Raw genomic sequence first — 13368 nt, 5'->3', positions numbered from 1 at the left:
AACAGGCCAACAGGAATGAAAACGAATCGGATCACGGCAGCAGCATTGATGCTCGCCTTGCTAAGCAGCTGCGCCACCACGGGGAGTGACTCAACGGCGGTCGATACGACAGCACCGGGCGAGGCCGCGGCGCAGGAAAAGCCGCTGGCCACTTCGGCAGCCGATCTCGCCAGGGATAACGAGGACAAGCCGGAGCAACAGGCCGTCGTCTACAAGGGCACCGACCGCCATATCAACATGCCACAGAAGCAGGAGCCGGTGAGGTTTGTGGGTGATGACGTCAGCCTTAATTTCGAGCAGGCGCCGCTCAGTGAGGTCACCCACGCCATCATGGGCGACATTCTCAATCTCGATTACATCGTCGATCATCCCATACAGGGGCAGGTCACCTTGCGTACGCGAACTCCTATTCCGCGTGCACAGTTGCTGGGGGTGCTGGAGTCATTGCTCAAGGCGAATAACACCATCATGGTGCGTGGCAGTGACGGCCGCTACCTGGTGACCGGTTCCAACCGCGGCAGCAAGCTGACGCCGCAGGTGACCAATCCGCGCGACGATATCGCCGGTTACTCCACCGTTATCGTGCCCCTGCAATTTATCAGCGCCAAAAACATGGCGGAGATCCTCAAACCGGTGGCCGAGGAGTCCGCGTTTGTGCGCGTGGACAGCACCCGCAACCTGCTGATGCTTGCCGGCACGCGAGCGCAGCTGGACGGCTGGCTGGATATTGTCTCCACCTTCGATGTTGACCAGCTCAAGGGTATGTCGGTTGGCTTGTTCCCGCTGGAGAACAGCAGTGTCGAGGAAGTGTCGCTGGCACTGGATGCCATGATGGGCAGCGAGGAGGGGGGCAGTAACCTCAAGGATATGGTGCGGGTGGTGCCGGTTGAGCGCCTCAACAGCATCCTTATTGTGACGCCGCGTGCGCATTACCTGGACAGCGTACAGAAATGGATTGAACGCCTGGATGCGGCGCACTATTCGCAGTTCGACCAGCGCCTCTATGTCTATCCCGTACAGAACACCACGGCAGAGCGTTTGGCCAAGCTGATCAACAGCATCTACTCCGGTTCAGGCGGCACTGACAACAGTTACGGCGACAGTGTGGGCGACGCCGGTGGTGTTGCTCCGGGCATGTCGCCTGAATCCGTGGGCTCGACATTCGGCAGCGGTCGCAAGTCCAGCAACAACGTTAAAGCGGGTAGTTCGGTAGCCAACCTGAATATGCAGGCGATGATGGGCGGACGCGAGGGCGGGCCGGATGTGCGTGTGGTGGCGGATGACGAAAACAACGCCCTGATGATCTACGCCAGTGCCATGCAGTACCGCATTATCGAGTCGGCGCTGGAGCAGCTGGACGTGGTGGCCACGCAGGTCATCATCGAGGCGAGCATCCTGGAAGTCAGCCTGACGGACGAACTGCGCTACGGTCTGGAGTGGACTTTTTCCAACCGTATTGGCAGTGACTACAATGGCGAGGGCATTCTCTCCAGTATTGCCGATGCAACGGGGCCGGCGTCCATATTGCCCGGCTTTTCCTATACCGTAACGAACGCCATGGGCGATGTCAGCGCGGTACTGAATGCGCTGGCCAAAGAGAGCCTGCTGAACATTATCTCCACACCCTCGGTGATGGTGCTGGACAATCATTCAGCCTACATCCACGTTGGCCAGCAGGTACCGATCATTGATTCCCAGACCGAGTCACTGGCCAGCGATAGCGATCGCGTTACCCAGTCTATTTCCTATCGGGATACCGGCGTGAAGCTGGAGGTGAAACCCTCGGTGAATGCGGGCGGCCTGGTGACCATGGATGTGAAGCAGTCGGTGACCGATGTCGGTGAAATCGACGCTGCCACCGGCCAGCGTGCCTTTCTTGAGCGCAATATCGAAAGCCGCGTTGCCGTGCGCACCAACGAGTCAGTGGTGCTGGGCGGGCTGATCCGTGAGAATGCCAGCACCGCGTCACAGGGGCTACCCTGGTTGCACTCGATTCCGTTTGTCGGTTCGGTGTTCGGCACGGATTCGGACACCAGCAACCGCACCGAACTGCTGGTCATCATTACTCCGCGGGCCCTGTACAATGAATCCGAGCTCAGGGAAGTCAGCCGTGAGATGCGCGCGCGCGTGCGCAATCTCGAGCTGATCGACGAAGATGACATCTAGACCGCCCCCGTTTGGTACTTTTCACGAAAATTAGTATCCGTTACCGCATTGGTTGGTATCGCGCCTCTGGGGACGACCTTACGGGTCCTGGCCGGCGTGTTTCGGGCCCGCTTGCAGGCGCCCCGAAGCAGCATATGCCTCTGTCATCGGGCACTGTAGCTGGTGGGCTTTTCGCGGGTTCATATCAATTCAATGTCGATTCGAGTATAATCGCGCCCCTCTGAAACAAATGGTCAAGAAAATCAATATGTTACAGCGATTTTTATTGCCGCTCACTGCGGTCCTAGTGGTCTTTCTCGCAGGCTGTCAACAGGCTGCCGAACCCTCCCGGGAACTCACCGAGGAGCAGCGCCAGGTGCTACGTGACAGGGTGGAGCAGCGCTGGCAGGCGCGCATCGCCCACGACTGGGGCAAGGCCTGGGAGTACAGTTCGCCTGCTTATAGAGAAGTTTTCCCTAAGCATCTGTATGTAAAAAAGTTTTCATATACCGCTGACTGGGAGTTGACAGGGATCGAGGTAACTCACTATGATCCGTCTGCAGCTGTAGCAAGTGTGGTGGTCCGGGTCATGTCCAGGCCAACCAAACAAACCTCAGCTGCGGCTAAAGCGTTGGGTGCTATGCCACGCGAACTGCACGAGAGGTGGATCCTTGTCGACGGTGAGTGGTGGTTTAGTGCCAACTATTAGCTGTAGTTGTCGGTTGACAGCTGGCTGCAGCTAGCAATAATAGCGCTAGCAACGTAAGTACATTAGGTTGTAAACAAGACTAAACATTAGGAGTCTCCTATGAACACAAACTTCAAGCCTCTTGGCATTGTTGCTGCGGTTGCAGCTGCTTCTGCCGGCTATGTAGGCACTGTAAACGCGCAAACTGGTGACCTGGCTGCTGAAACTGACCTCGGCGACCTGGCGATCGTTCCGTACTACACAGTACAGGAAGGTTACGCTACCGGCGTAAACGTTATTAACACTTCTGCTCGCACACAGGCGCTGAAAATCCGCTTCCGTCGCGCGCGTGATTCCATGGACGCTTTGGACTTTAACGTTGTACTGTCCCCGAACGACATGTACACCGGCTTCGTCCAGGCGTCTGGCGAAGACATCAAGTTCATCTCCAACGACAACAGCTGTACTGCCCCGGCTTACCCCGCTGGCGGTTTCGTAATGCCTGACATCTACCGTGAAGGCGCAGAGACTGGTTACATCGAGATCCTGAGCATGGGTTCTCCGGCTTCTGAAACTTCTGCTGTCGCTCTGGCTGCCAAGCACGACGCCACTGGCGTACCTGCTGACTGTGCCGGCGTACGTGATAACTTCTTCCGTAACCGTGATGCGGCTGGCAACGCTAACCTGGCCACTCGTGGTGTGATCTCTTCAGGTGTAACGCACCAGTTCGTCCGCGCAGTAAGCGCAACGACTCCGGTTCCCAACGTTTGGGAAGAAGCGCCTAACTCTCTGAAAGTGTCCTACTTCATCAAGTCTGATGAAACCGGTGTGGAATTCGGCGACAACGCTGTACACGTTGAAAACTACCTCGACGGCCCGGCCATGACCAACCAGCAGCTGGGTACATTCGACGGTGATCTGTGTGGTTTCGACCATCCTGACCTGCTCGGTGGTGCGCCTGAACCCGCTTGTGCTGCAGACGGTGCCACTTCTGGCGTTGCCGTGTATGACAGCTTGCGCGTAACCCTGGGTGCACAGACGCTGATCAACGACTGGTCTGCCAACTCTGCTGGTGACTTCTCTGTTGACACCGACTGGGTTGTAACCATCCCTGGTCAGTACCTGATGTTCGACCAGCCCTTCTACCAGTTTGGTCTGGATACCGGCCTCGAGGTATGTACTCGCGGCGGCACCACCATCACTGGTACCGGCACAGGCCTTGACGGACAAGTCATTCCTCCTTGTGACTTCCGCGACATCCCGATGACTGCACAGTTCACTGTGTACGATCGTGAAGAGCAAGGCATCGTAGTTGAAGAAGGCGACCTGGTAGTATCTCCGCAGCCGCCGACCGATATTCCTACCGATGTTCTGGACAAGGAAGTGAACGTGATCCAGTGGGGTTCCGCACCTGTGCTGAACGCTCCTGAGTTCATCGAAGTACCCAAGCCTGACGGCGCCCGCTTCGGTTGGACCAGCCTGGCTGCAACTTCTGCTCCGAATACTCAGGTTTGTGAGTACAACACAGCAGGGATTGTAAACCCGCTGGCAGCACTTCTTGGCTACGATATTCCGGCCATGGCGTGTACTTCTGTGACTTCACCTGCACCGATGATTGGCTTCGTAGCATGGCAGCGTAACTTCGCCGCTCTGCCCGCCGCCAACTACGGCCGCATCGTGGCTCACAGCCGCACTCAGTCTTCCTAATTCCCTTAGGAAGCTGTTCGAGAGCCGACACCTGCGGGTGTCGGCTTTTTTGTTCCTGTAACACACGTATAGAGAGTGACTCCGGTTATGCGTTTTCTCCAAGCAATTGTTTCCTGTGTCGTATTCATGACAGCGACTGTGTCCGTTAATGCAAATGAGCAGGTCGTGGTGAAGGACGGCAATACGACCCTTACCTTTGAAGAGTTCGCGGATACAGTTACCCGCTGGACGCCACAGATGCGTGAGGCGGCCATCGCGGATGAGGGTGATCGCCTTGAATTGATCAACCTCGCTCTGGCTAACAAAAAATTGGCCGAAGAGGCCGATGACTACATTGCCGAAAATCCACAATTCAAGATGGAATACCTCAATGGTTTGCGGGCTTACCAGCGTGACTTCATGTTGCGAAAAGTATCCGCCAGCATCGAGATGCCCGATTTCGCGGAGCTTGCCGAGGAGCAGTACACGGTCAAGAAAGACAAGTACGCCCTGATTCCGGAACGTCGTATCTCGTCGCATATCCTGTTTTCATCACCGCCTGGAGTACCCAGGGACAACCTGATGGTAGAAGCACAGGAAGTCCTCGATCAACTGCGCGCTGGTGCGAATTTCCGCGAAATGGTGAATCTGCATTCAGACGAGCCCGGGGCTGCCCAGAAAGGTGGCAAGTTCAACCGCTGGATCCGCTTTGGTGAGCAGGGTGTTTCGCCCCGCTACAGCGAGGGCTTGTTCAGCATTGAAAACGTGGGCGAGTACTCCGAGCTGGTGAATTCCGAGTTCGGTATCCATATCATTCGCCTGGACGGTATCCAGGAGAAGTCCTATAAGTCTTTCGAGGAAGTGAAGGGCAATATGATCAAGGAGCTGGAAGACGAGTACCGTCGCCTGGCGATGAAAGATTTTGTCGCTCAGTTCCAGATGAGTGAAGGCACCGTGATCGACAATGAAGCGATCCAGGCTATCCTCGAGCCTTACACAGCTCAGGAGTAACGTGCACCGGTGAGACTGGCGGTACTGTTATGCACCTATAACGGGGAGCGTTACCTCCGCCAGCAACTGGATTCCATTGTTATTCCAGATGGGTGCGAAGGCCAGATCGTTGCCTCGGACGACGGCTCCACTGACGGTACGCTGTCGATCCTGCACTCATACGCCAATGGGCAGGGCGGCACACAGCTGTCCCTGCGCAAAGGCCCTGGCCGCGGGCACCGGGCCAATTTTCTCTCCCTGCTCTGTTCGCCCGAGATCGAGGCGGACGTGTTTGCCTTTTGTGACCAGGACGACGTCTGGCACACTGACAAGCTGACGCGCGCGATGACCGCCCTGCAGGGTGTAGCGCATGACACGCCCGCCCTCTACTGCGCTCGAACGCGCTCCCTGTCTGAGAGTGGAGATATCGCCGGTTATTCGCCCCTGTTTCGCCGTCCGCCTGCCTTCGCCAATGCCCTGGTGCAGAATATCGCCGGCGGCAACACCATGGTGATGAACGCTGCCGCTCGCAGGCTGTTGCTCGCGGCGGGCAATGTGGATGTGGTGATGCATGACTGGTGGGCATACCTGCTGGTGAGCGGTGCCGGGGGTGTAGTGATCTACGACCCGGAACCCTCACTGGATTATCGACAACATGCTGGCAACGTGGTCGGTGCGAACCTTGGCTGGTCTTCGCGCGCCGCACGCTACCTGAAATTTCTCGGCGGTGATAACCGCGCGTGGAATGACCGTAACGTGCGCGCACTGAGGAACTGCGAGCATTTGCTTACAGAGAGTAATCGCGCGTTGCTGGCCGTGTTTGAGCAAATGCGGCACGGGTCTTTTTGGCAGCGATTATGTGCCTGGCAGCGCGGTGGTATCTATGCCCAGACCCGCAGTGGCAGCTGCGGGCTTCTGGCGGCGACGATTCTTAAGAAAATCTAGCGCGTTTGCGTATAATGCAGCCCCATCTCCCCGTTCATTGAGTATCTGGTCCGGTGAATTCCGGTGCGTATGTCTGAAACCAAGAAGTTGATCATCGTTCTCGGGGCGCATCGCTCCGGCACCTCCCTCTGCGCCGCGGCGATAACCTGCCTGGGAGCAGATGCCTGCCTCGGTGAGTACTACGCCAATGAAGAAAACCAGAAGGGCTTTTACGAACACCCTGACATCGTCGAATTTAACGACAGGCTGCTCGCTCATTTAGGCGGCAGCTGGGACAATCCGCTGTTTCAACTGGGCGACTGGGGGCATGCCGACGACATAGCCTCCTGGCTCGAGGACGCTGCTGACCTTTTGACCAATCTTTATGGCGGCGTGCCAGTAGCGGTGATGAAGGACCCGCGCCTGTGCCAATTGCTGGAATTCTGGGAAGTTGCGATCGAGCATGCGGGCTATGCTGCTGAAGACGTTTACTACGTACATACCCTGCGACCGGCCGTGGAAGTCGCGCTGTCCCAGCGCAGTCGCGCCCGGGCCAATGAGGCCTTCTATGAATACGGCAAAGACCTGCTTGAGGGCGCGGCGCTGTGGCTGTCGTTAACCGCACAGGCATTGCAACAGGCGCCCGCCGCGCGAACCTGGTTCGTTGCCTACAGCGACTTGTTGCAACAGCCCGAGGCAACAGTGCGGGCGCTGGCAGCGTTTCTCGATCTGCCGGTGGACAACGCCAGCATCGAACGTTTCAGTAGCGGCTTTGTGGATCGCGCGCTGTATCGCTCTGCCAGCAATGACGACGCCGTGGCGGAACTTCAGTCCGGGTTTCCCCAGGTGTTGGAGTTTGAGAACGCCATACAGTCGGTGGTGCAGGAGGGGCTTTCTGCAGCTGACCTCGCGTCTGCGCAGGCTATTTATGAAAGGGCGGATACCCGCGAACGGTTGTCAGAAGTCGCCGCCCCTGCCTTGTCCCGCCTGAGCATCGCCTGCCGCCGTGATCGGCTGGCGCTGGCGCAAAGCGAGGATGTGGTCGTCAACCTGGAGCGGCAGCTCACGGAAGCAGCAGATAACGCAGGCAGGATGCGCTCGGAGCACGAGGACGTGTTAAGACCGTTGCGGGATGAAGTGGTCAACTTGCAGTCGGGTATCCGGGAGTTGCAGTCGCAACTGCAGGCGCAGTCTGCGGAGACCGAGCGTTTTACGGAGGAAATGCAGGGCATTGTTGCAGAGTTGCAGCAGCGAGCCGGCGAACTGGAAGGCCAGAACCTGCAGTTGCAGGATGAGAAGGACTACCTGCATGAGCAACTTGAACAGCGTGTACAACAGGTGCAGGAGATGGAGCAATCCACTTCCTGGCGCCTGACACGTCCACTGCGCAGCGTCGGCTTTCGCCTGCAGCGACTCAGGTCCTGGTCAGCCGGGCGTTGGGTGCAGTTTCGCCTGCGCGCGATCCTGATCTACCACCGTATGAGCATCAAGCAGCCCGCTGTCGCGTGGGGCCTGCGCCGCGTGGTGCGGCCAGCCTTTCGCGGTATGAACAGGGTGTTTGGTACCACGCCAAAGGACATGCACACGCCCGCCAGTGCGGGATTGCTCACCCCGATGCGCTACCAGCAACAGGAAGCGAGCGACGGGTTTGCCCCGCTGGTCAGTGTGATCGTGCCCAATTACAACCACGAGCGTTACCTGCCACTGCGCCTGGAGTCGATTTTTTCCCAGACCTACCCTAATTACGAGGTAATCCTGCTGGATGACGCCTCGACAGACGGGAGCGCCGCCGTGCTGCGCGAGTTCCACGAGCGCTTCCCGGAACGCTCCACGCTGGTGATCAACGATGACAACTCCGGCGGGGTGTTTCACCAATGGGAAAAAGGTCTCAACCTCGCGCAGGGTGAAATCGTCTGGATTGCGGAGAGCGACGACTGGTGCACCGAAAACTTCCTCGAGACGCTGGTGCCTTACTTCGAGAATGAAGCGATCATGCTGGCCTACGCGCGGACAGTGTTCATGGACGGCGCTGGCGAGCAGCAGATCTGGTCGATCAACGAGTATCTGCACGATATCGATCCGCAGCGCTGGAATCATGCGATTGTCGAGACCGGCGCTGCCATCGTTCGCGATGCCTTTGCGGTGAAAAATATCGTGCCCAACGTGAGTTCCGCGCTGTTTCGTACGCCGCGGCAGTTGGAAATACTGCAGGATCCCGAGTGGCGCAAAATGCGCACCTGCGGCGACTGGGTGTTATATCTTCACCTGTTGCGCGGCGGCATGCTCGCCTATTCGCCTGAGGCATGCAACTACTACCGGATACACGGAGCAAACACCTCGGTGAGTTCTTACTCCCAGGATGAGTTCTATCGCGAACACGAAGTGGTGGCGCGTACGGTGCGGCAGTACTACGAGGTGCCTCCCTCGGTTTTCGAAAGGCTGCGGGAAAACCTGGCAATTCACTGGCGTGAAACCAGGGGCAACTATTCCGATGCGGCCCTGGCGGGGTGTTACAGCATCGAGCGTATCGAGGAAGCGGGCACCCGGAAAGCGCCCAATTTGTTGATGGCGTCCTACGCGTTTTGTGCCGGGGGTGGCGAAACCTTCCCCGTGAGCCTGGCAAATATAATGAAGGCTCATGGCTACAATGTGACCTACCTCGACTGTGCTCGCGAGCCGAGACAGGAGGGGGTGCGTAACAGGCTGCGGCGCGACATTCCCGTAGTGTCTGACTTCAGCCAGCTCGAACGTATCGTCAGTGATTTTGAAATTGATGTCATACACTCCCACCATGCATGGATGGACAGCACGATTCTGGATATCCTGCCCGAGGATCTCGATGTCAGGACAGTCGTCACCCTGCATGGTATGTACGAGACTATCAATGACTACGATCTGCGACCCATCCTGCCCCGTCTGGTGCAGCGCAGTGCGCAGTTGATCTACGTCGCTGAGAAAAATCTTGAAGCCATACGCCGGCACGGTTTACTGGAGCACGCCAGGCTTCAATGTATCGACAATGCGCTCGAGGAAGAGGTTTTTGAGCCGGTGTCGCGTGCATCCCTCGGTATAGCCGAAGAGGCGTTCGTGCTCTGCCTGGTCAGCAGGGCGATGGAGGAGAAGGGCTGGACCGAGGCAATCGAGTCCGTCGGCAAGGCGCGCAGTCTCGACGGGGCGGATATTCACCTGGTGCTGGTTGGCGACGGGCCAGAATACGACCGCCTGCAGGCACAGCCGCTGCCGGGATACGTGCACCTGCAGGGGTTCCAGCGCAACGTACGCGGCTACTTCGCCGCCGCTGACCTCGGTTTCCTGCCTTCCAAGTTTCGTGGTGAAAGTTTCCCGTTAGTCATCATCGAATGCCTGCAGACGGGAGTGCCTTTCCTCGCTACCGATCTGGGCGAGATCGCCCGGATGCTGCAGGGCCGTGAGGGCATGGCGGGGGCTGTGCTGCCTCTGGATGGTGATAGTATCGACGTTTCCGCCCTGGCCGAGTTGATTGCCAGGTGTGCAGGTGACGCCGCGTTTTATGCGGGCATGCGCGATGCGGTGGCTTCTGCGAAAGACAAATTCAATCCTGACGTGTTAGCCAGCAAACATGATGCTGCCTACCGGCAGGCGATGGGCACAGTGGTGTGAGACCGGCGTGACCATGAAGGCAGGAAGAAGCGAACAATGAAGAAAAAGCTTTATCTACACATCGGTATGGGTAAGACCGGTACCACGGCCTTGCAGGATTTTTTCGCTCACAACCGTGATGCGCTGGCGCAGGTAGGGATCAGTTATCCCGAGCGTGGCATCATGTCCAATGCCCATCACCTGCTTTCCCCGCATATACCCAGGTTCCTGGAGGGGCAATGGCAATTTGAGCAAGTGGACCAGTGGGCGCCTGCTGTGGCGGAGGAAGAGCCCGGGGCGATTTTGCTTTCTTCGGAACTCATGGCCTGGGCGGATGAGGCCAAGGCGAGGAAGTTCTGTGCCCAGGTGTCAGCCTGGTTTGATGTGCACGTGGTGGTGTACCTGCGCAGGCAGGACAACATCATCATGGCCAGCTACAACCAGCAGATCAAGGCGGGCCCCCAGCGCCGGCGCATCGACCTGATCTATCACAAGCAGATGGAGCGCTTCGACTACCCACGCATTCTGGCGCCCTGGGCGGATTCACTGGAGCCCGGGAAGGTCATCGTACGACCATACGAAAAGCAGCAGTTCCATGACGGTGACATACGCAGGGACTTCATGCGCCACGTGTTTGGCGTGGAACTGGATGAGCGCTTTGACCTGCAGTTGGGGAATTCCAACCCGCGGCTTTCCCTGGTTGCCGGCGAATACAAACGCATGGTGAATTGCCTGGTCGAGGATGCGGAAAAAAATGCCCGTTTCAATGAACTGCTGATGCAGTACTCCGCCGAAATGGATGTGTCTTCTACCAGCGTATTCTCCAGCCAGGCAGTGCTGTCACCCGCGCAGCGCCTGGAAGTTATTGAGCACAGCCGCGCTGGCAATGAGCAGGTCGCCAGGCAGTTCCTGGGGCGTGACGATGGCCAGCTCTTCCTGGACCCGGAACCGGCAGCCAATGACGAGTGGGAGGGGATAGACCTCTCGGTCGGGACGGCGGCCATCATCACCGACTACCTGAAACAGTATGACCCGGGCCTGGTTCGCTATCTCGGTCACCAGATCAAGGCTTACAAGGATGCCATGGCATTCCAGCGCAGGCGTGCCGCTCGCTTCCTCGCCCAGAGTGTGCTCGGCAGCCTGCTGGTTTCCCCGCGCTATGAAATTTCGCCAAGCGATACTGCGCCGATTGTCATCGGTGGACTCGGGGGGAGCGGTACGCGGCTGGTGGTGAGTTTGCTGCAGAATATGGGGGTCGCCTTTAACGGTGAATTGAACGAATCACTGGACAACCTCTGGTTCAGCTTGCTGTATGTGCGGCGATCAGTGCTGCTGCGTTCTGACGAGGAGCTGGACAGGCTGGCCTGGCTATTCACCAATGCCATGCGCCACGGTAAAGAGGTTCCCGCAGAGCTCAAGACCACCCTGGATGAGGCCTGCAGTCACGACCGCAGCCCGGTGCTACCCCCCGATCTCCTGCGCACCGCGCACCAGTCGATCCTGTCTGTCCCCGCTGCTGACGATTTGCCGGAGCACTGGGGTTGGAAGCAACCCAACACACATATTCTGCTGCCCATGCTGGATCGCTCTTTCCCGGAAATGAAGTACGTGTATGTCGTCCGCAACGGTCTCGATATGGCCTTCAGCGAAAACCAGAACCAGCTCAAGTACTTCTGGGGTGACCTGTTGCTGGAGGGGGATATCACAGCGACACCGGTGAATGCCCTGCGCTACTGGGTTGCAGCACACAAGCGCATGCAGGGCTTCCGCCAGCGTATGGGCCACCGACTGCATTTCCTGAGTTTCGATCGGCTCTGTACCGACCCGGACAGCGAACTGGAGGCCCTGCGCGAGTTTGTCGGCATACCGGTCAGCAAGCATAAGATCGCGGAGCTGGCTGCCGACATCGCGCCCCCAGCGACCACGGGCAGGTTCCGGCAGCAGGACCTGTCACAGTTCGCCGCCGAGGACGTCAACTTCGTGAAAAACCTGGGTTTCGAGGTAGCCTGATGGCGCCTTCTCACCAGGCCGCAGGTACCGGGTTTGTCTGAATCCGCAGGCTCATGGCAGCAGTCCGTGTTCAACCGGCGCATGCTCATCTGCGTGTTCACGGGTTTGGCATCAGGCATGCCGCTGTATGTATTGTTCCAACTGGTGCCAGCCTGGCTGCATGAAGGCGGCGTGTCGCTGGCGGAGATCGGCCTGTTTGCGCTGGTCGGTATTCCCTACACCTGGAAGTTTGTCTGGGCCCCGTTCATGGACCGCTGGATTCCCCCTTTCCTGGGGCGGCGCAGGGGCTGGATGTTTGTCTTTCAGGTGGCCTTGTTGTTGTCTATCGGCGGGCTCGGCATGTTGCAGCCGGAGCAGGATGTCGCCACCATTGCCTGGCTGGCCTTTGCCGTCGCCTTTTTCAGCGCCAGCCAGGATGTCGCCCTCGATGCCTACCGTCGCGAGTTGCTACCGGATGCGGAGCTGGGGCTTGGCAACGCCATCCACATCCAGGCCTACAGGATATCGTCGCTGGTGCCTGGCTCCCTGTCCCTGATTCTTGCAGACATTCTGCCCTGGAGCAGCGTGTTCTGGATAACCGGCGCCTTTATGCTGGTGGGTATAGCAATGAGCCTGGCGGTGGCCGAGCCGGAGTCGGAGCTGCCGGAAAACAAGGGGCTGCGGGATGCGGTAGTTGCCCCTTTTCGCGAGTACCTGGCGCGCAGGGGGTGGCAGGGGCTGCTGCTGGTGCTCAGCTTCATGTTCCTCTACAAGATTGGCGACAACATGGCCACGGCGCTGGCCACCCCGTTCTACCTCGACCTGGGCTTTACCAAGACACAGATAGGGCTGGTGGCAAAGCACGCCGCGTTATGGCCTGCCATCATCGGCGGCTTGTTGGGAGGCGGCCTGATGGTCAAGCTGGGGATCAACCGTTCCCTTTGGTTGTTCGGCGTCGTGCAGGTGGTGAGCATTCTCGGATTTGCGGTGCTGGCGTCCGTGGGGGCCTCGCTCTGGCTGCTGGCCGCAGTCATTTCGTTTGAATACCTCGGCGTGGGTATGGGCACCGCGGCATTTACTGCATTCATAGCCAGAGAGACCAGCAAGACATACGCTGCCACGCAATTCGCACTGTTCACGGCGCTGGCAGCACTACCGCGGACTTTTGCCAACGCCAGCACCGGTATCATCGTGGAGCACGTCGGCTGGGTGGATTTCTTTCTGCTGTGCGCTGTGCTGGCAATTCCCGGCATGTTATTGCTGCTCTGGGTGGCACCATGGCGTACACCACAATCCACGCGCTAAGAGTCCAGGCTAAGGGAGTTACT

General features: G+C 58.3%; 8 protein-coding genes. All 8 read left to right on the top strand.

Features of this window, described 5'->3' with window-relative positions:
* Positions 1-15 precede the first annotated feature (15 nt).
* Positions 16-2166: a type II secretion system secretin GspD gene (gene gspD, locus F0M18_RS03640; RefSeq protein ID WP_149609999.1), complete on the top strand. Its 2151-nt coding sequence runs from the start codon at positions 16-18 to the stop codon at positions 2164-2166.
* Between the two features lie 247 nt (positions 2167-2413).
* A complete protein-coding gene (locus F0M18_RS03635; RefSeq protein ID WP_149609998.1) occupies positions 2414-2854 on the top strand; it encodes a hypothetical protein in 441 nt (146 codons plus the stop codon).
* Positions 2855-2953: 99 nt separating this feature from the next.
* Entirely contained in the window at positions 2954-4540 is a 1587-nt protein-coding gene (locus tag F0M18_RS03630; RefSeq protein ID WP_149609997.1) for a hypothetical protein, read from the top strand.
* Between the two features lie 138 nt (positions 4541-4678).
* Positions 4679-5530: a peptidylprolyl isomerase gene (locus F0M18_RS03625; protein ID WP_188109572.1), complete on the top strand. Its 852-nt coding sequence runs from the start codon at positions 4679-4681 to the stop codon at positions 5528-5530.
* Positions 5531-5539: 9 nt separating this feature from the next.
* On the top strand, positions 5540-6454 hold the full coding sequence (locus F0M18_RS03620) for a glycosyltransferase family 2 protein (protein WP_149609995.1): 915 nt from the start codon (positions 5540-5542) through the stop codon (positions 6452-6454).
* A 69-nt stretch (positions 6455-6523) separates the two neighbouring features.
* Positions 6524-10072: a glycosyltransferase gene (locus F0M18_RS03615; RefSeq protein WP_149609994.1), complete on the top strand. Its 3549-nt coding sequence runs from the start codon at positions 6524-6526 to the stop codon at positions 10070-10072.
* A 36-nt stretch (positions 10073-10108) separates the two neighbouring features.
* Positions 10109-12061 carry a sulfotransferase gene (locus tag F0M18_RS03610; RefSeq protein ID WP_149609993.1) on the top strand — a complete coding sequence of 651 codons (1953 nt, stop codon included), beginning with the start codon at positions 10109-10111 and terminating at the stop codon, positions 12059-12061.
* Between the two features lie 81 nt (positions 12062-12142).
* Positions 12143-13345: an AmpG family muropeptide MFS transporter gene (locus tag F0M18_RS03605; RefSeq protein ID WP_188109586.1), complete on the top strand. Its 1203-nt coding sequence runs from the start codon at positions 12143-12145 to the stop codon at positions 13343-13345.
* The last annotated feature ends 23 nt before the right edge of the window (positions 13346-13368 follow it).

It is taken from the genome of Pseudohalioglobus sediminis (genome assembly GCF_008370495.1).
Taxonomy (GTDB): Bacteria; Pseudomonadota; Gammaproteobacteria; order Pseudomonadales; family Halieaceae; genus Halioglobus.
Note: the sequence above shows the minus strand (reverse complement) of the source record. Positions and strands in the feature narration are given on the sequence as shown.

Excerpts from the sequence above, each read along its gene's own strand:
- gspD (WP_149609999.1), top strand. The coding sequence starts at position 16 with ATGAAAACGAATCGGATCACGGCAGCAGCATTGATGCTCGCCTTGCTA.
- F0M18_RS03615 (WP_149609994.1), top strand. The coding sequence starts at position 6,524 with ATGTCTGAAACCAAGAAGTTGATCATCGTTCTCGGGGCGCATCGCTCC.
- F0M18_RS03605 (WP_188109586.1), top strand. The coding sequence starts at position 12,143 with ATGCTCATCTGCGTGTTCACGGGTTTGGCATCAGGCATGCCGCTGTAT.
- F0M18_RS03630 (WP_149609997.1), top strand. The coding sequence starts at position 2,954 with ATGAACACAAACTTCAAGCCTCTTGGCATTGTTGCTGCGGTTGCAGCT.
- F0M18_RS03635 (WP_149609998.1), top strand. The coding sequence starts at position 2,414 with ATGTTACAGCGATTTTTATTGCCGCTCACTGCGGTCCTAGTGGTCTTT.
- F0M18_RS03610 (WP_149609993.1), top strand. The coding sequence starts at position 10,109 with ATGAAGAAAAAGCTTTATCTACACATCGGTATGGGTAAGACCGGTACC.